The organism is Bdellovibrio sp. HCB117 (assembly GCF_047305915.1).
In the GTDB taxonomy this organism is placed as follows: Bacteria; Bdellovibrionota; Bdellovibrionia; order Bdellovibrionales; family Bdellovibrionaceae; genus Bdellovibrio; species Bdellovibrio bacteriovorus_B.
The window spans coordinates 2,961,619-2,980,093 of sequence record NZ_CP178622.1; the positions used below are offsets into that span (position 1 = coordinate 2,961,619).

The 18,475-nt window shown below is 45.6% G+C and carries 15 protein-coding genes; 2 read left to right on the top strand and 13 right to left on the bottom strand.

The features are described from left to right. Window positions 1-125 precede the first annotated feature (125 nt). From ACLWBD_RS14050 to ACLWBD_RS14110, 13 genes are all read right to left on the bottom strand, one after another. Entirely contained in the window at window positions 126-1,295 is a 1,170-nt protein-coding gene (locus ACLWBD_RS14050) for a hypothetical protein (RefSeq protein ID WP_413568629.1), read from the bottom strand. A 140-nt stretch (window positions 1,296-1,435) separates the two neighbouring features. Further along, window positions 1,436-4,279 carry a tail fiber domain-containing protein gene (locus ACLWBD_RS14055; RefSeq protein WP_413568630.1) on the bottom strand — a complete coding sequence of 948 codons (2,844 nt, stop codon included), beginning with the start codon at window positions 4,277-4,279 and terminating at the stop codon, window positions 1,436-1,438. Continuing rightward, complete coding sequence (locus ACLWBD_RS14060; RefSeq protein ID WP_413568631.1) at window positions 4,276-4,839, bottom strand: hypothetical protein; 564 nt, start codon at window positions 4,837-4,839, stop codon at window positions 4,276-4,278. Before ACLWBD_RS14060 ends, ACLWBD_RS14055 begins: the two co-directional genes overlap by 4 nt. A gap of 72 nt (window positions 4,840-4,911) precedes the next feature. Then, window positions 4,912-6,009: a DUF3419 family protein gene (locus ACLWBD_RS14065; protein ID WP_413568633.1), complete on the bottom strand. Its 1,098-nt coding sequence runs from the start codon at window positions 6,007-6,009 to the stop codon at window positions 4,912-4,914. 9 nt (window positions 6,010-6,018) lie between these two features. Beyond that, window positions 6,019-7,080 carry a hypothetical protein gene (locus tag ACLWBD_RS14070; protein WP_413568635.1) on the bottom strand — a complete coding sequence of 354 codons (1,062 nt, stop codon included), beginning with the start codon at window positions 7,078-7,080 and terminating at the stop codon, window positions 6,019-6,021. Beyond that, on the bottom strand, window positions 7,080-7,778 hold the full coding sequence (locus ACLWBD_RS14075) for an outer membrane lipoprotein-sorting protein (protein ID WP_063244227.1): 699 nt from the start codon (window positions 7,776-7,778) through the stop codon (window positions 7,080-7,082). The genes ACLWBD_RS14070 and ACLWBD_RS14075 overlap by 1 nt, the downstream gene beginning before the upstream one ends. An 8-nt stretch (window positions 7,779-7,786) precedes the next feature. Then, a complete protein-coding gene (locus ACLWBD_RS14080; protein ID WP_413568636.1) occupies window positions 7,787-9,919 on the bottom strand; it encodes a dehydrogenase in 2,133 nt (710 codons plus the stop codon). Then, complete coding sequence (locus ACLWBD_RS14085; RefSeq protein WP_413568639.1) at window positions 9,888-10,913, bottom strand: SDR family oxidoreductase; 1,026 nt, start codon at window positions 10,911-10,913, stop codon at window positions 9,888-9,890. Before ACLWBD_RS14085 ends, ACLWBD_RS14080 begins: the two co-directional genes overlap by 32 nt. Before the next feature lie 19 nt (window positions 10,914-10,932). Then, window positions 10,933-11,931 carry a diacylglycerol/lipid kinase family protein gene (locus ACLWBD_RS14090; RefSeq protein WP_063244230.1) on the bottom strand — a complete coding sequence of 333 codons (999 nt, stop codon included), beginning with the start codon at window positions 11,929-11,931 and terminating at the stop codon, window positions 10,933-10,935. A 298-nt stretch (window positions 11,932-12,229) separates the two neighbouring features. Beyond that, a complete protein-coding gene (locus tag ACLWBD_RS14095) occupies window positions 12,230-13,438 on the bottom strand; it encodes an ABC transporter permease (RefSeq protein WP_373998158.1) in 1,209 nt (402 codons plus the stop codon). Beyond that, window positions 13,438-14,118, bottom strand: a complete 681-nt coding sequence (locus tag ACLWBD_RS14100; protein WP_413568641.1) for an ABC transporter ATP-binding protein — start codon at window positions 14,116-14,118, stop codon at window positions 13,438-13,440. Before ACLWBD_RS14100 ends, ACLWBD_RS14095 begins: the two co-directional genes overlap by 1 nt. 12 nt (window positions 14,119-14,130) lie before the next feature. Then, the gene (locus ACLWBD_RS14105) at window positions 14,131-14,874 is read right to left on the bottom strand and encodes a hypothetical protein (protein WP_413570739.1); all 744 of its coding nucleotides are present in this window, start codon (window positions 14,872-14,874) and stop codon (window positions 14,131-14,133) included. A 6-nt stretch (window positions 14,875-14,880) separates the two neighbouring features. Next, window positions 14,881-15,402 (bottom strand): hypothetical protein, encoded by a 522-nt coding sequence (locus tag ACLWBD_RS14110; RefSeq protein ID WP_253720966.1) that lies wholly within the window; start codon window positions 15,400-15,402, stop codon window positions 14,881-14,883. A gap of 284 nt (window positions 15,403-15,686) precedes the next feature. On the opposite strand from ACLWBD_RS14110, the gene ACLWBD_RS14115 reads away from it, so the two are divergent. Together ACLWBD_RS14115 and ACLWBD_RS14120 are read left to right on the top strand one after the other, a co-directional pair. Beyond that, window positions 15,687-16,238 carry a hypothetical protein gene (locus ACLWBD_RS14115; protein WP_063205008.1) on the top strand — a complete coding sequence of 184 codons (552 nt, stop codon included), beginning with the start codon at window positions 15,687-15,689 and terminating at the stop codon, window positions 16,236-16,238. Window positions 16,239-16,425: 187 nt separating this feature from the next. Further along, on the top strand, window positions 16,426-18,459 hold the full coding sequence (locus tag ACLWBD_RS14120; protein ID WP_063205009.1) for a M3 family metallopeptidase: 2,034 nt from the start codon (window positions 16,426-16,428) through the stop codon (window positions 18,457-18,459). Window positions 18,460-18,475: the final 16 nt, after the last annotated feature.

Here is an 18,475-nt window from a genome sequence, read left to right on the forward strand (position 1 = left end):
ACTATCATATATTGGGGAACATCTAAAGAACCGGTGACAAAGTCCGCCACCGCGATGAAAGATCTTCAAAGCCAAAAAGAAAGTGTCTAGAGACTAGACACTTTCTCGAGTGAAAAGCTTATAAATTACGGCAATAAAACGATTTGCGAGCTGATGACCTTGCGACCGTCTTTATCGATCGAGATCGCTTGTGCTAAGTAGTAAATACCGTGAACAAGCCCATCTAAGTTCACTGTGTGATCCGTCACTAAGTTCGCATCCACCGGAGTATAAATCTCTTCCCCGGTATACACATTAAGAATTCTCAACTGACTGTTGGCTGGAAGATTGGTCTTCCAAGTTAAAACCGCCGTTGGAGCCGCCGCAGAGACAACGACGAAATCAGACAATGCTAAGTCCACTTGCGGTTCTTCAGGGGGACATGGGTTCGTTGTTTGCGCAGGCATTTTGTAATTTGCCGCCGCAATTGTAGACCAACCCAATTGCTCTAAGAATTTCACCGGCAGCAATTTCTTACCGTTATCAGGATTGTAGAAGTACTTGTTCGACGCCACACCACACAATGGATTGCTGTTCTGTTTCTTCCAAGTATGTGCTTTTTTATGATGCTTCCAGATCATCACGTTGGCGATGTGATAGCGAGGCCCTTGGTAATAAAGGATCTTAATAGGGAGCTCTGTTTCTTTCTTCATTTCCACCGTGCGGAAAGCGCAACCCATGCGTGTCGAATGGTCTCCATCGTTGTTGATGATTTCATTCCACTGATTATTCTCTTTCACAAACACACGAGAACCGTCGTCAGACAACGTCGCAATTTCGTAGTGACCTTCTTTATCTTTGTCGGAAAGTTTGAGGACAGAAGTGTATTCGATAGCAAAGTTCTCAATCAACTTATGGCCTTGAGCATCCACCAAGAATTCACCATTCACGTTTTTAAAACCCGCCGTAAATGGCGACGTAGGAACATTCACGTCAGCAAAGTAAAGCTTGGCATCTAGCTTTAAACCTTTGTTGTAATAGTCCATCACCCCTGAAATCTTTTGACCCATCTCTGGAGTTCTTAGAATCAGCTTTCCCAATAATCCACTTTCGGGTGTCGTCCCCGCATTTTGAGAAAGCGGAGTACACACGGTGTTTGCTGGATCTTCAAAGGTTACATTTTCAAGGGGCTTTGAAGCCGGTGCTCTATTAACGCCCGAAAAGGAGCATTTAATTTTTTTAAGGTGCCCACGCTCATAGCGGATGTCTTTTATAAGCCAGCCCGCCTCGGCCGAAAAGGATAATAGCAATGCCATTACTATCAGTGATTTTCCCATTACACGTACCTCTTGGTTTTTCCTATATCTATAAGTTTAACAAATAAGGAAAAATCATGGAGATAAAATGATGATGCTGTTTGAAGATGAGATGACTCCGTCTACGACTGAGACGGAAATTAGAGGCCTAACTTCTGTTTGATCAATTCGAGATCTTTTTTCAGAGCCGCATTTTCTTTTTCTAAGTTCTGCATGCGCTGTTCGTTTACGACTTTGGCTTCTTCTAAAGATGCGATCTTACGCTCGAGTGCCACGATCTGTGATTCCTGCGCTTTGCACATGCCGTAAAGTTCGTGAGTGCTTTCGATCAGTGGTGCGACGAGTTTGGAGTACGCAACCGATTTGTATCCATCAATGTCCGTGTTCACAGCCTCTGGATAAACGGCTTCAACTTCTTGGGCAATCACGCCAATGTCTCGCGCGTCCGAAAAATTCCTTTCAGGGAAAGCTTCTTTATCCCAATTATAGGAAACACCACGGAGTTGAAGAACCTTGGTGAGGGCTCCATTTAAAATACTAATATTCTTTTTGAAACGACGGTCTGATGTCGATGTCCAAGCGGACGTGCCTCCCGCGGCACCGTTAACGTAGAGCTTGTTTGACGTCGCGCCGACATGATTGATCACCACTCCACCGTCTGGATTCATAGAAAGTACAGGTCCTCCCGAAATTCCGTCATGCCTGAACGATAAAGCCCCGGGCGAACCATACGTACCGCCTGCACTGCCAACTTGATAGACGCTCCAGCCTCCTCCCGCACTCTGCGACCAGAGTCTCACGCCAGCACCAGCCGTATTCGATGCAGTTCCTACAACAGCTAGAGGCGTGATTGCGGAATCATCGGTTACATGGAGTTTATAAGCCGGAGCCCCTGCGCCTATTCCGACTTTACCGTCATTTGCAACACGCAATCCATAAATAGGAGTCGTTCCTCCATTAGGATTCACTACTAAATCAAGCCCCATCCCTTGCGCAGAAGCAGAATGATTTTCTGTCGCGTAAATTCTCACACCCGCGTACCCAACTGGATCAATAGCATTACGACCATAGAATACACTGATGCCCTCGTTTGCCAACGGATGCAGAGGGGCTGCGCGAGTCCCACGTGCAGTATATCCGTAGAATGCAGAGTAATGAGTGGCCGTGTTAGATACCGTCGTAGAAGAGATGATAGAAGAGGCACCTTCATCAAGTACATCCAGCGTTGTTTGCGGGTCAGTTCTACCTATTCCGACAAGCCCAGAAGGAGTAATTGTTACCTTCGTGCCACCCGCAGTTTCCAAATTCAGCGGATAGCTGTCATTAGTTCCAAGCGTAACCGCAGAAGCAAAAGAGTTTCCATCCTTAACAATAGCTCCTGTATTTCCAATATTCGCACACGTCGCCATGCCGGTCGCATCAAACGAAACTAGTTGGCCAACTGTACAACTAAAACCATTGATTGCGGATCCCGATCCGTTAGCGATCAAAAGTCTATTTGCAGGTAACGAAGCAGCGCCTGTTCCCCCTTGAGTGACAGGCAAAGTTCCAGTCACATCGGCAAAACTCATCATCACCGGTGACCAGTTTGTTCCATTGTATTTTAAAAACTGTCCGTTACTAGGCGTTGTTGCTGCGATATCACGTCCTTGCAGCTTCACCACTGTCGGGTTCGGATAAGTGCCCGATAAATCCCCGCCGGCAGTCCCCGTGGCGCCGGTAGATATGCCAGAGCTTAAAAGCTCCCAGCTGGAACCACTATCACGATAAATTTTTTGCGTGTCCGTCGTCACGTAAAGGCGACCCGCCGTTCCCGCAGTTGGTTTTCCTGTATCTGTACCCGATTGAATACTCGGAGTGCTGCCCGCGTTTCTCACTGCATCGGTGATACCGTAGCCAGCTAAAGATGTCGGCGTCCCGCCGGTGATTTGCGACCACGGAAGACCCGGAATGTCCGTCGCAGTTAAACTTCCACCTGAAGTCACGCGCCCTTTTCCGTCGACTGTCACCTTGGAATAAGTTCCGGCAGTTCCCACTGAGCTCAAAGTTAAAATACCGTTTGTTGCCAATGAGGCGTCACCACTTAATGGCACCGCCATCGCCTTATTACTGCCATCACCTACAAATATATTTCCGGCAGGCAGGGTCCCTGAAAGTTTATTATTAAACGTATTCCAATCACCCATACTCAGGTAACCACTTTCGGTTCCACTGGCCTGAGCAATGGAAATCTGCGGAGTCGTCGTCGGAGTCGTCACACTCAAGGGAGCGGTTGCAGCCACGTTCGTGACCGTTCCCGTGCCTCCACCGCCTGTTGCAGAGATCGTAATTGAACCCGCTCCGCTTGTGATATTGATACCTGTTCCCGCAGTCAAAACCCCGGGCTGATAAACCGAACCATTTCCTATCAAGATGCTTCCGTTTGCCGGTGCCGTGGTCGGGAAAATATTTAGAATAGAATCCAGAGTTGTATAACGAGCAAAAAGGCTATCCACATTCGCTTGAGTCGTTGTCGCGTTGACATTCACAAAATCAGACGCCTGCTTATCTCCCAAACGCTGTGCTTGAATCGCGTAAGGAACAGAAGTGATTGTCACATCAGGAGTTAAAACTGTCGCTCCGACGGTAATACGCAAAGAACGAGATGAGGAGTTGCCGGCAGCTACAGATGATGAACCTTCGCAGTTCACCGTTCCACTTTGCGCAAAAACACGCTCTAAAGTATTCGACGTTGAGTCGGACCTATTTCCCGTTCCCACGATCACGCTGAACTGCCCCACAGAACCGGGAGTCACCGTTTGCGTTTCACGATATAAAACACAAGATCCACTTTGCAAAATTTCAAAGGTCACTGTTTGTGCTGTCGTGATGGGAGTGTCCGTTGCATCCGTCAAAATACCTTCATACGTCAACATCGGCCCCGGGCCGGTTGCCGCCACGGCTTGAACACTTAAAGAAAGAAGAAGCGCTAAGATCGACTTCATTGAGTGATCCTTCCGCGAATCTTATATCCCCCGCCTGAAGCCACATGCTGATCTTGCGCGCGCACACGACCACGTAAATGCAAGCCCGTTCCGGTTTGCACCTGTGATCCAGCTAAAATCTCGTGAGACATAGGCGAAGACGGAACGTATTTCACATTGACGGTGCGATAGATGAAATCACCCACGCGTGGTTGGGCGCGGAACTTCACCGACACGGTATCCCCATTCGCGAAAGTCATCGAACTCCAAGGAGCTTTTGCGTCAGAAAGGGTGATTTCGAATTTTCCGTTTTCGCAGGAGTTCTTCGCCGTCGCTTGGTAATCCGCAGGATTTAACCACGTCGTACCACCATCAAAACTCATTTGCACTTGGCCTACAAAAGCGGAGCACTCTGCCTGCAAAGCCACGGAATTCATGCTCGCAGTGATCACATGATTGTTGGTGAAATTGAAGCCATCAATAGAACGTAAGATAGAGACCGTTGGATTCGTATCCGTACAGCCCGCCACCAAAAGAAAGATGCTCAAAATGTTGATCTTACTGACGTTCCAATTTTTCATCGACCCCTCATTTATCGGTAAAAACGAGGGGAAGCTTTAAGTTTCAAACTGAAACGATCTCGGAATGAAACACTATTTTTTACGGAAAATATGAAACTGATAGACCCCAGTGCCGTCTTTGCTTTGGGCCCAAAGATTACGATCAGACAATGGCTCCCAATTTTTCGTATCAATGGCTGTCGGCGCTCTCATAAACGAGCGAATGACCATCTGACTTTGGCTTCGAGTCTCAGGTGAAAGCTTTTGTAAAATCTGATTGGCGTCAAGCTCTGACAGATAAGAAATCGTGTCTGACAAAGAGATAAAATCATAAGCATGCTTAGGAAGCTCTTCCAAAAGATTCCCGTGAAGATAACGGACTTGTGTACTGGACTTTTTGACAGCCTCTACGGTTTCAAAGTGTGCTTCTAACGGCAAACCTTCCTCATAAGCAATTCGGCCTAAAAACAGAATTTGCATGAAGTAGTTTTTACGAACCAACTGAGTCCTGAAAATACGATCGAACTCTTCCATAATAAATTGAGAAGGCGCGCGCTGCTCTGTTCTATGCTCGGACTTCCCGCTGAAATGTCCCTTGTATAAGAACTTATTGAAAACATACTCGCTGGCAGCGACTTTGATAAAACTATTCCAACGGATTTTCGGCCAATGTTTTTCATAAAGCTCGATTTGTTCTTCCAAGCTTTGCGCCGCAAAAACTTTGCTGAAATCGCATTGCAATACTTCGCGAAAAAGATATCCCAGTTTTTGGAAGTGCGACTCCCAACGTCCCAGCAAGATGAAACCTCTGGGCTTCCAGCCCGACACACGTTCGTTCCAATATTTTTTTGCGTCCTCTGACAAGGTCAGCTTTTTATAAAGGGCTTCACGATCGTCGCCTTTATCACTCCCCGCCTGCAAAGCTCCACGATATCCCATAAAGAAAAGATACTCTTCATATGTTAACGTCTTCATGGCTTGTAAACGCAGTTCACAAAGATAAAGCTGACTGACCGACATGTCGATCACATCCAAATACTTCGGATTTTTCGCCATCAAAGGCAAACAGCGCGCCCCAGAGCCGGCGATACTGAACACTCTTTCCACCGCATTTGGCAGAAGATCATACTCGATACGCGTGTCTTCATTGGACAAGGTGTAATTCAAATCAGAAAAATATTCTTTTGCCATGAATGCTCCTTAAAACGCTAAATTTCCACTTAATTCTAAACGTAAACCCACCACAGTGCCACCGGTGATCTCTTCATAAATCTTATATAGACCACTGACGCCGGCATAATTCTGCACAAAGCCCGACACCGTAAAATAATCCGTAATATTGTAACCGTAACTAAAACTTCCGAAATTGCTTTCCGCATCCGGGTTATAGAATGCCTGAAGCTGCACATCGTGACGGTTTGGGTTCCACTGTCCCGTCAGGTAATAAGATGTCTCGTAAGCCAATCCGTTCGTCACCAAAGTTTCATAACGACTGACTTGAGTCAGCAAGATCCAGTTCCCCCAAAAGATATCACAACCCAATGTTGCAAACTTTCGGTCCTGTTGATTTTCTAAGGCTTTCCGATCATGAACGTATCCCAATTCAAATTTTGGAACAGCGTTTTCAAACGCATAGTTCCCCGTGACGCCGTAGTGATCGGTGGTAAGGACTTGCGCAGATAAAGCCGAAAATGCAAAGTTTCCCCAATTCCATTTCACGCGCCCACCGAAGCTGGTGTTCTCTTCGACATCGGGTTGAGGAATAGGTACAGGATAATAAGACTCAGCAAGCTCCCCCACACCCACAAACTCCAAAGAGTAAGTTTCCCGCGCATACGAAAAAACAACTCCGGTGGAATGAGTGAGCTGATCGGCCAAGGGATCAAAGAACAAGCGGTTCCATCGGCGTCCCGTCCACACATCCAAGGAGGGAACAGTCCAACTTTCGCTCCAACGCAAAGCCTGACGTCCCACCCGCACATAAAAAGAATCGAGGTTGAATTCAAAGTAAGCTTCTTGCAGATATCCATGGGAAGGCGACCTGCGCACGAAAGCCTGATCTTCATTTCCTTCAAACTCGCCAAAGCCTTCGATGAAAATTCCGAAAGGCCCGACAGTCGAGTTCAGCTTCCCTTTGACAATCAAGCGGTTGGCCAACTCTTCTTCTGTACCTTGAATATACTCATAGCGAGGCGCGACCGTGAGGTCCGCCATCGCGACGGCTGAATTTAAAAGAAGGATCAGAAGAAGGCCAAATCTCACTACTTCATGCTTTCCATGTTACGAACGGTAAAAAAGGATTCACCGAAAGTCTTTTTACCCATGGCAAGAATGCGCACGAAGCTGACTTGTTTATTTGTATCTTCGATTTTTAAAGTCGTCGGGCGCGTCGCACCGGCGATACTTTTGTAGTCTTCAAAAAAGGCTCTTTTAAGAACGGTTTTTCCGTTCAATCCCAAATATTCCGCACGCAATGGTTCGAAGTTCCCTTTTTTCAACCAAAGACGAATCCACGCATAAGTCAGATTGTCTTTGTTGCCTTTAAGAAGAAGCTGCACTTCTTTGCCGTTGTCGGCTTCTTTCGTCACATCGTAATCGCCGTACCAGCGCGTGCGCGAGATATCGCCATTAGAAACTTGACCTGAAAGTTTTTGCGCCAAGGACAAACGCATTGAGCGCTTCAAGTTAGGAACATAAGCGTGGAAGTCACGATCCAACATCAACATATTGCGACCCTTGTCCCGAGCCGGTTCTTTAGTAACGATCAAGGTTTTATCTTGGCCCTGCAAAAAAACTTGGAATACTGAATTGTTTTCCGGAGTCTCTACACGGATTTTCATTTCATAAGATTCTGCAGGATTGCGAATATTGTCGGCCTTTTTAACCCACTCTGCGGGATTTTCTTCCGCGACCGCATGAACTGCAAATACAAAGGTGCACAAGGCTAAAAGTGTCTTCATGACATCTCCTATTTATTTCTTTTTGAAAGAGCCAGTTGTCGTGTGAGTTCAATTTCCTTATCCGTGATAATTCCTGTATGACCTTGAATCGCCGCCAATTGAACTCCGTGGCGACGGGCCATTCTATAGATCTGCTTAACCTTATTCCATTCAATATCGCGGCCCATGGTAAAGGCCTCGAATTGTCCTTCCAAAGTCAGCAACGCCGTTTCCGCTAAGCACGCATAAACCGCTTTACCTGGAAGTCCCATATCAAAATCAATTTCCACCGGGCCCGGCAAAATCACTTCGCCCGATTCGATGATTAAAACATCCGGTCTTTTCTTCGCGTCTTCAATGTCAAAATCCAAAGGGCGAGAACAATCACAAACAACCGCGCCCGGTTTTAGCAACATGACGTCCACGATTTTATGATCGAACGCGGACGTCGCCGTCACAAGAACATCCGCCTGTGGAGCAAGCTCGTTGGCATCTGTAGCAATTGTGATTTCACAATCCGGAGCCATTTTCTGAATCGTCTCTTTCAGTTCTTGCAGACGATTCATACGTGGCGCAACCAGGCACAATTTCTTAAATACCAATGAAAGAAGTTTTGCAGAAACTTGCCCAATAGAACCCGTGGCACCAATGACCATCGCCATCCCGTCAACCATACCCGTTCGCGGATCTTGATTCAAAAGACGCATCTTCTTAACGACGTCATTTAATGCCCAGAGAGTCGCTGAAGCACTTAAACTATTTCCCGTTGTGACTGGAATCGGACTGTTTTGATTAATTGTGATACCTTGGTCACCGACAATCTTCGTGTAAGCGCCAAGGCCGATCATTTTTGCACCGCGATTGGCGGCATCGTAGCAGATGCCTTCGATCTTGCGGTACACGACTTCAGGATCCGTATTCTTCAAAACTTTCGGGGTCGCCGGCAAAGCATAAATAATACCATTGATCTCTTTACCCGATTCTTCGCTGATAACATGTTTCACGTGACCATGAACGAAAGGTGGAACCTTCGATGCCATTTTATCAAATGAATCATTCCACTCTTTCGGCATGTACTTCAGTGCAGAAAGTCCCGGCACACGCATAAAGTCACTATGAGAAAGAGCATGAATGACAAACGCAAAGTCCGGTTCTTTTTCACTTAAAATTTTATTCTTAACGACGTTGATGCCCTTAGAGATCTTGGCTTGGGTGGATGTATTGCGAGTCATGACATACTTGCGCGCCACTTGACGGATTTCTGTATCTTCCGTCATCAATTGTTCCCACTCTTCAATACTTAAAGGCGCGGTGCGGTTGTGCACCAATCGCAAAGTCGCATCCAAAACCGAATAGTTCATGTAAGGATGAACGCGGTAATTTTCTGGAAACAGATTAATAATGCTGCGAGGATTGTACTTCTTCACTTCAGCTTCCATCAAAGGATGCGAAGACCAGATGACCAGATCTTTTCCGCGTACAAACTCTGTCGCTGCCGAATCAAACAGCAGTAAAAATGGAAGATCGCAGAAAACGTACTGAACATTTTCAACTTGCGCCGCTAAAGAAGAGCGACTCATTTTTTGCAACTTCGTTTCTGCCAAAGGAGTATTGTTACGAAGATCCTTGAAGTTTGCGACATTCAAAACCAGCTTTGAAAGTGTCATCAAACCCGGAAAAGGTTGAATCAACCAAGGCACACCTAAAAGAGAATAAGCATCACCAATATAAACGGACTTGCGATAGCGATGACGGATGTACTCTTCCAATTCGGCACAGAAAACCGCAGATGGAAAAAAGATGCCGCCTTCAGGTTGAATCTTCCCGGACTCAATATTTTTAACTAAGGAATTGATGTTCGCAATTTCACGAAGTCCCGTCCCGTCGCACAAAGGTACCGGCGAAGGAATCCCCATGATTTCTAAATACTGGCGATGAACATAGCTTTTTTGCTCAAGCTTGATCACCGGAGGCAGACTGGTTAAAGCAAAGGCATCCACTTGATTACGAAGCGTTTCAATCAGACGGCGCACACCATCCACAGAGAAATTCACACTGAAGCGCTGAACCTCAAAGTGACTGCCATTGAATTCAAATTCATAAGCCGCATCCCAGTGCGGTCGGCCGAAACTAATTTCGGCGATTCGATACGAATGCTTCATACCCGCTCCAAAATGCTTGTTCATACTCTTTAAACTCAGGACACCATGAAGGACCTAAAACTTTGCGAGTCGCTTCGGTGTCGTAAGTTGGAAAATTCATAAGATAAAAAAGTTCTTCTTCAGGAAAACGCGCCACCAAACTTGAAACCTTCATCATCAAAGGTTTTGGCACTTTGCTGACAAGACTAATGCCCTTATTGGGGATTGCTAAACGCTTTAACGTGGCCGTATAAAGCTCTTTCGCTGTTAAGCCATATGTTGGTGTGACGTGAAAGCTCTTATAACCTTCTGGCTTTTCGGTTAAGGCCCATTCGCAGAATTTTACAATAGCTTCCGCAGCTTTATCTACCGGAACGATCGGCATTTTCACCGATTCATTTCCTGGCAATGGCAACGCCGTGGGAAGTGATTCAATCAAGGGACGGATTTTTTTAAAAGATTCTGGAGCATGATAAGGTCCGTCGATACGCTCGATGCGACCTTTCTGAGCATCACCGACGAGAACACCCAAACGCAGGTTGATACGTGATTTTATATTCTTCACCGGCCAGTTGTGTAAAACCTGCTCGCCCAACGCTTTCGAATCTGAATAAGCATCAGGGAAGGCTTTTGAAAAATTAAGATCGTAAGGCTTCACCATCGAAAGCGTCGAGTTGATAGCCGCTGCCACTGTGCTGGTGTTGATGAAATACGGAATCTCTAAAGCTTCAGCGACTTTCAATGCGATTCCCATCGCCGAAATATTATGTTGAAAACAATCAACATAAGATCCCTTCAGGTCGTAAAGCCCTGCCATGTGCACAATAATGGAATATTTTTTCGAGCGAAGACTTTCGAAGTTAAGATCCGCGTTCCAGTGAGTCAGGTCCCCCTGGACTTCTGTCTGGCCCGAACGAGACAAGACGTCTACTTCGAATTTTTCACGAAGAAGTGGAACGACCAATTTTCCGAGAAAGCCAGTGCCCCCGGTGACGAGGATACGAGGTCTGCTCACGGAGCCTCCAGAAATATCATTATTGTCGGACCATGATAGGAAGTCCGCGATGTAAGCAGCGGATTGAAATTTCCTGCACGTCCTTAAGAAGAATCTCGCCATCCCCAAAGAAAGTCAAAGAGCGGCGGGGGTTCTGGCTCTTTAGTCTGAACTCTCGAAGTTCGAAAGTTTTAAAGGCATTGAATTTTTCTAAATTACCTTTACGAATTCGCAAAGCGGCCATCGCATGTTGCTGGGCTGTTTTAGTTTCAGATAAAAGTAAGTTCACGGTTCCATCGGTATTGGACGTATAAGGAGCGGGTAAAAAGCTCGCACCAATGCTTTGCTGATTGCTGACTAAAACGATGGGTGAATTTGTCTCGACGTTGACCTTGCCCGGAATTTCAATTTCAAGACCCCAACCATCGGGATTCCAAGTGCGAATCGCTTCGGCGGTCATCATCGAATAAACACCAGGTCCCATTTTCTTTACCGCATAATAACTTTTTTCTGCAAGATAGCGGAAAGCTTTTGCTGATTTGGGACAAGTCGAAAGCGTGCGAAGATGATTTCTAAATTTATTTGCAAGTTCCGCAGCCACAGCCGGAAGGCCCAAGCCTCCGTTAGTCAACATATAAGCTTTTTGTTCAGGAGAACTGACTTCGATAACATCGATATTCTTCACAACACCTTCAAAGATATTGCGAACCGCACGGTCAATGCGGTGAGAGACTCCAATTTCATGAGCCAAATCGTTCGCAGTTCCCGAACGTACTATAGTGATAGGTGGAATCTTACTTAAGTCATCATACTTCATTAAACATTGAAGCGCGACATTGATGGTACCATCACCGCCACAGATTATGATGGCGTTGGTTTTATGAGACATCTCTTCATTAAGGAAATCCGCCATCTCCGTCAGCGTCTGCGGACGGCTGAAACGAAGGTCACAGCGAAACAATGCTTCGCGTACTTTCGCTTCAATCAGATCTGCATTCACAGACCCGGCTTTTGAATTTACCAGAACGGATACTCTCATAAAATTTAGTCCTCGGTGGAACACAAAAGCAATTCTTATACCTAAGGTTCTTTGGAGTCATGAGCGCTAAAATAGAATTGGCACTCTAGAAGATGACCAAAAACGTCACTTTGGCACCGTTGTACAGACAGTGGACACAATAAGCAAGAGTCAGGATGTCACCGACTCATATATCTAAGAGATGGACACTGTGTACCCACATTTGAAACGCGTAATGAAAAAAATCAGAGGAAATTCAGAATAAAAAATCCCGCGAGATCGTCGCGGGATTTTATTAGAAAAAAGATTTCTTGCGAATCTATGTCGAGCGAAGCAGCTCTGGGATCGACTTCTTCAGAAGTTTCACCGTCGGATAAAGACTTGCTAACACAGTTGCAATCATCGGCAAAAGAAGAGCCTGCACATAGTGCGGAGCCATAATATCTAAATACACGATAAACTGACGCGTGATCCCCGGCGCTGGCGGCATCGGAATTCCTCCGCGCAGTAACGTCTTATCAATGAGGACCGCCAGGCAGATTCCTAAAAAGCCCCCCAGGATTCCTAACAAACTATTTTCAATAAGCAGAATGCGGAAAAGGCGCGAGCGTTTTTCACCGTTAGCGCGAAGGGCACCCATTTCTCCGGCTCTCTCTAAAAGTCCGACAGAGATCACGTTGAAAATACCCATCGCCACGATCACCAGAATAATGGAGCGAATGAAAGCAAACTGCGCATTCAAGAAGTCGACAGAGTTCTGATAATAGTTTTTGTCTAAGATTTCAAAGGGAATGGCTTCGACATTCGAGTTGGCATCGTGAATGTCTTTTTCAACTTGAGGCCAGGCTTCCACACCTTTTGTTGCTAAAGAAAACATCTCAATGCGATTTGTATCTAAAAGCTGATGCGCTTGCTTCAGATCCACACGGTAAAAAGAGTCATCAATCACTTTCTTACCGGTAAAGAAAATACCTGACACTTTAAGATCAGCCCCATTCAATTGGTTATTCACGGTTTGAGTTAATAACGTCACCGTATCACCGACTTTAGCGTCTAAACTTTCCGCCAACCCCTTACCCAAGATCACTTCATCGACACTTTGTAAATTTCCGCCAGAAATAAAATTCATGTCAGTGAAAAACGCGTTTTCTCTTTCGGGAATGACGCCCTCCCCTTTACCACCTAAGGTGATTCCGCCTTTGACGATAAAAGAGTAAAAAGAAACCCGAGGAAAGACTTGAGTCACTGACGATGACGAACGAATTTGTTTTTCGATCTCTTCCGGATTTTCAAACCAAGCCTTCCAAGGAGTTTCATGTACTTTGCCGAAATAGTTTTTCGGAAACACTTGTCCATAGCCGTAATAGCCGTGAATAACGTTTTCACGATATTGATTCATCACACCCGAATTAAAACCTTGATAAATCAAAAGGCCGGCGGCACCAAGCGCGACAGTACAAAGGCTGGCCAAAGTTCGGCGGGGATTTCTAAAAAGATTGCGCCAAGCAATTTTAATCAGCTCAAACATTAGCGACTCTCCTGGATGCGACCATCTTTCATCGGATAAACAGACTTAGCAAAGCTCACAAGATGCGAATCATGCGTGGAAAAAATGAAGCTGGTGTTTTCGGCTTTTTGCAGTTCTTTAAAAGCATTGATGGTTTTTTCTGCGGTGACCGAATCCAGATTCGCCGTCGGTTCATCTGCTAAAACCACGACCGGTTTCTTAGCAATAGCACGGGCAATGGCGACGCGCTGACGTTGCCCACCCGAAAGCTCCAGTGGTTTTTTCTTGGCGTGATCCGCCAGCCCCAGAAGGTCTAATGTTTCTAACGCCGTTTTCTGAGCTTCGGCGTGATTATAGCCCAAGGAAGGAAGAAAATAAGATGTATTTTCTAACACCGTCAAAGTCGGAATCAGATAAAAAGACTGAAAGATGAAGCCGACTTTATGCAGACGAACTTGTTCTTTTTCACTTTCTTCAAGACGAGTCACATCTTCACCAGCGAACTCAATATGACCATTCGATGGAGTGTCGATCAATCCTAACAGATTCAGCAAAGTCGTCTTTCCAGTGCCACTGGGGCCTACAATACAAGTGAAGCAGCCCTTTTCCAGTTCCAGATCGATGCCCTTAAGAACAGGAACCTGTTGTTTATTCCAAAGATAAGAGTACTCAAGCCCACGAAGACGATACAGTCCACTCATGCTGGTGATTCCTTACATGTAAAAGCGAAAGCCCAAAGAAATAAAACCGCCCGAAAAATCCAACTCGCGTTGTTCACCGGATGTATTTAGGACCGCGTCTCCACTGCTTTTCGCACCAGAAAACGTTGTGACATCTTTCGAGTATTTTAAATTATCTATTTTTAGCTGACGATAACCAAACTCGACAAGAATGGTTGTCGTGTCTGACAAATTACCTTCATAACCTAAAGAAGCTTGCAAAGAAGTTCCCGAACCTTTGGACTCGGCTGTGTGGTCGGCGACACCCGGGAACGCCGTTTGGCCGTCCGCGGTTAAGGTGTAGGCATTTTTCATCGTGACACTAGCAAGGCCTGCGGTCGCGGAAATGAAGGAACGATAACTTGCTGTACTTTGCAAATTAACTTCAACGCCCACCTTCGGAACATATCCTAAAATCTGACTGTTCGCCGAGTACAGATCCGCAGTTCCATTATTTGCCGTTGAATCCAATGTCGAAGGTTTTAAAATTTCAAAACCAAAGCGGAAATTCAAGTAGCGAACTGAGTAGAGAAAACCGAATTCACCGGAGTAGTTGTAATTCACTCCCCCGCTGTAGTTAATGCTAGAGCTGGCTTCGCCATCCAGCCCTTCCGTCCCGATAGCCGAACCTCCCCCTGAAACCAGGAAGTAGGCGGCGAAAGTTTCTTTTTGAATATTGAACACTCGTGCTTGAGCCGTGCTCGTTAAAAGCAAAAGCGGTAAGAGCCAGAACTTCATCACGGTCTATTCCGTAATCAGATCGATAACGACTTTGCTTGTCGTTTTATTGCCAGCCACTTGATAAACGCGCACTTTTGTATCTTTCTTAAGATCCAAAGTCAGATTCAAAGAGCTGTCGATTGGATCAAGACTCATCGATGTTTTTGTTACGGCCATTGAGTTTTTCATCAATCCCGATAGACGAGTTTGATCGATGTTCGCATTCGGCATCTGTGAAAAATCAATCACCAAGCGCGAAGGATTCTTTTTCAGTTCGGCAAAATAATAACCTGGAAGTCCCTTGATCGTACCCCCATTCAAATCGCCGATATCCATCACGATACGTTCTACTTTTTTCTTTGTATCCGCCGTGCGACGAACATCCATCAAAGTGAAACCCGTGCCGGCGATTCCGCCGAAACTCACACCTTGACCTTGAAGAATTTTAGAAACCGGTTTTGCCTTTTGTGCAGGAACTGCGGCAACTGCAGGTACGGCCAACATAACGGCCCAAGAGAAAGCAAAAACACATCCGATGTTTTTCATGATCGACTCCTTTCGATGCTCACCTAAAAGAGTAAAAGAAGACCCCTCCCCTGCCAACCCTAAAACTAAAAGGCACCTGCTTTTTAAAAGTACCTGCTTCTTTTCTGTCATGCAGAGCAGTACAAAAAAGAAGCAGGCACCTTTGGGCGCTGGGTGCCCATTTTGGGCACCTGGATTGGAAATTTTGCGACTGGATTCGAATATATCCCAGCTGGAGAAATTCTCATAAGGCACCAAACTTGAACCTTAGGTCACTGTTGAAAGAACTATTTAAGGAGCCACTTATGAAAAAGTTGGTTTATTTTGTCTTTGCTCTGTTCCTCGCAGCCTGCCAGCCGGGCGATGATGGTGGTGCGGGGACTACAACAGTAGTAACGCCGTTGAACACAGGCTGTTTAACGGGACAAGCCTATTGCAACAATACGGTGTATTCACAGTACTACGGATTTATTCCTTATCCGGGCATGTTCAACTACGCGTACAACTACACAAATTATTTTAACCAATATGGTTTCTGCGGTTGCCCGGCAGGATATTCTGCAACTTACAACGGAAGCTTCGGCTTAGGTTGTATTCATAATGATCTGATCAACCCTTACTACAACACTCTTTACTACTGGCAGTGGGGTTACACTTGGGGCTACACGACTGCAGCTCCACAAACGACGATCAATATTCCACAAATCTCAAACGTACCGGGAGCAAGTAATAGTGCCAGCGCCTGCAGAAATAAATTAACTCAGAGCTGCCTATTGGATCAGGGAAACACTTGCGGCGCAGGGGCGACGTGCCGCCAAGTGATCTACGGATCAAATCTTGGAGTATGTACTTACTAGAGCGAGTGCGGCACTCCTCGACCGTTTTTACGGAATAATACGCCGCAATATCATGGGCCCTTGGACGGATAAAACCACCAAGGGCCCTTTCCATTTTTAGACGCCTTTTTACACCCAATTTTTGCTTTATTTCTGCTCTGGTTCGTGAAAGAAAAGAAGAGTCTTTTAACTCTCTTGGAGGCACATCATGAGCAATCCTCTTTTACAACCTTTTACCCATAAAGACCAAGCTGTTCCCTTTGATCAAATCAAGGTGGAGCATTACCTTCCGGCTTTGGATGAAGCGATCAAAATTTCGAAGGAAAATATCGCTAAACTGAAAAGCAATCCTGCTGCTCCTGACTTCGAAAATACCATTGTGGCTTTAGAAGCGGCTTCTGAGCTTCCGGACCGTATTACAGGGATTTACTCAAACCTTGAAGTGGCGCACGCAGATGAAGCTTTGCAAGCGTTAGCGAAAGAAATTTACCCCAAGGTCACTGCCTTTGCGTCTGATGTTTCTTTGGATGAAGAAATCTTTAAACGCGTGAAAGCCGTTTACGATAAACGCGATTCTTTGAACTTGAACAAAGAACAAGCGCGCTTGTTAGAAAAAACATATCTTTCTTTCACTCGCAACGGCGCTTTGCTTTCTGAAAAAGACAAAGAAACTCTTCGCAATATCGATCAGGAACTTTCTGTTCTGGGACCAAAGTTTTCTGAAAACGTTTTGAAGGCGACAAACGCCTTTGAAATGTTCTTGGATAAAAAAGAAGACGTCGAAGGCATCCCTGAGGGCATCCTTGAAGGAGCTGCGGCCATGGCGGAAGCCAAAGGCCAAAAAGGCAAATGGCTTTTCACTCTTTCAATTCCGTCTTACCTGCCATTCATGACGTACGCGAAAAATCGCGCGCTTCGTGAAAAAATGTGGAGAGCCTACGCTTCTCGTTCTTACAAAGGAAACTTCGACAACCAAGAAATAGTTTTGAAGATCGTACAGCTTCGCGATCAACGCGCTAAACTTTTGGGTTTCAAAACTCATGCTGATTTCGTATTGGCAGAGCGTATGGCGAAGAATCCTCAAACAGTGACTGAATTCCTTTCTAAGCTTTTGAAGGCTTCTAAAGACGCCGGTAAAAAAGATTTAGCGGAAGTGACAGAATATGCGAAGAAATTAGACGGCGTTTCTGACATCCAGCCTTGGGACTTCGGTTACTATTCCGAGAAATTGAAAGAAGATAAATACGCTTTCAATGAAGAAGATCTTCGTCCTTACTTCCAACTTGAAAAAGTTGTCGATGGTGTTTTTGCTCACGCAAAGAAACTTTACGGCCTGACTTTCAAAGAAAACAAAGACATCCCGGTTTATCATCCAGAAGTAAAAGCTTACGAGATCTATGAAGATAAATCTGGTAAGTACATGGGTCTTTTCTACACAGACTTCTTCCCGCGCGAGACCAAAAAAGGCGGCGCTTGGATGACTCAGTTCCGTGGTCAGGGCTTGCTTAATGGCGAGATGAAACGTCCTCACGTCAGCATCGTGTGTAACTTTACGAAGCCGACGCCAACAAAACCTTCTCTTTTGACTTACGATGAAGTGCGCACATTGTTCCATGAATTCGGTCACGCTTTGCATGGCATGTTGTCTGAAGTGACTTATCAATCTTTGAGCGGCACCAATGTTTACTGGGACTTCGTAGAACTTCCATCGCAAATCATGGAAAACTGGGTGGGTGAAAAAGAAGGTTTGGATCTTTTTGCTCGTCACTATGAAACCAATGCGGCGATGCCAACAGATTTGATTGAAAAATTAAAAGCGTCGCAAAAATTCCAAGCGGGTTATGCGTCTTGCCGTCAGTTGCAATTTGGTATGATGGATATGGCTTGGCACTCAACGGATCCTTCGACAATCAAAGACGTCGATGCGTTTGAAGAAAAAGCTACGGCCGAAACCCGTCTCTTCCCTAAGATCGATGGCGCGAATAGCTCTTGCAGCTTCAGCCATATCTTTGCAGGTGGATACTCGGCGGGATATTACTCTTACAAATGGGCGGAAGTGTTGGATGCCGATGCCTTTGAGTTCTTCAAAGAAAAAGGTTTGTTCAACGCCGAAGTGGCTCAGAAATTCAAAGACAATGTTCTTAGCAAAGGTGGAACGGAACACCCAATGGAACTTTACAAAAAGTTCCGTGGCCGTGAGCCAGATCCAAATGCGCTTCTAAGACGTGATGGTTTGATCTAGTGAGTGCAAAAGTTTC

Excerpts from the sequence above, each read along its gene's own strand:
- ACLWBD_RS14055 (WP_413568630.1), bottom strand. The coding sequence starts at position 4,279 with ATGAAGTCGATCTTAGCGCTTCTTCTTTCTTTAAGTGTTCAAGCCGTG.
- ACLWBD_RS14100 (WP_413568641.1), bottom strand. The coding sequence starts at position 14,118 with ATGAGTGGACTGTATCGTCTTCGTGGGCTTGAGTACTCTTATCTTTGG.
- ACLWBD_RS14065 (WP_413568633.1), bottom strand. The coding sequence starts at position 6,009 with ATGGCAAAAGAATATTTTTCTGATTTGAATTACACCTTGTCCAATGAA.
- ACLWBD_RS14110 (WP_253720966.1), bottom strand. The coding sequence starts at position 15,402 with ATGAAAAACATCGGATGTGTTTTTGCTTTCTCTTGGGCCGTTATGTTG.
- ACLWBD_RS14120 (WP_063205009.1), top strand. The coding sequence starts at position 16,426 with ATGAGCAATCCTCTTTTACAACCTTTTACCCATAAAGACCAAGCTGTT.
- ACLWBD_RS14060 (WP_413568631.1), bottom strand. The coding sequence starts at position 4,839 with ATGAAAAATTGGAACGTCAGTAAGATCAACATTTTGAGCATCTTTCTT.
- ACLWBD_RS14090 (WP_063244230.1), bottom strand. The coding sequence starts at position 11,931 with ATGAGAGTATCCGTTCTGGTAAATTCAAAAGCCGGGTCTGTGAATGCA.
- ACLWBD_RS14105 (WP_413570739.1), bottom strand. The coding sequence starts at position 14,874 with ATGAAGTTCTGGCTCTTACCGCTTTTGCTTTTAACGAGCACGGCTCAA.
- ACLWBD_RS14080 (WP_413568636.1), bottom strand. The coding sequence starts at position 9,919 with ATGAAGCATTCGTATCGAATCGCCGAAATTAGTTTCGGCCGACCGCAC.
- ACLWBD_RS14115 (WP_063205008.1), top strand. The coding sequence starts at position 15,687 with ATGAAAAAGTTGGTTTATTTTGTCTTTGCTCTGTTCCTCGCAGCCTGC.
- ACLWBD_RS14095 (WP_373998158.1), bottom strand. The coding sequence starts at position 13,438 with ATGTTTGAGCTGATTAAAATTGCTTGGCGCAATCTTTTTAGAAATCCC.
- ACLWBD_RS14050 (WP_413568629.1), bottom strand. The coding sequence starts at position 1,295 with ATGGCATTGCTATTATCCTTTTCGGCCGAGGCGGGCTGGCTTATAAAA.
- ACLWBD_RS14075 (WP_063244227.1), bottom strand. The coding sequence starts at position 7,778 with ATGAAGACACTTTTAGCCTTGTGCACCTTTGTATTTGCAGTTCATGCG.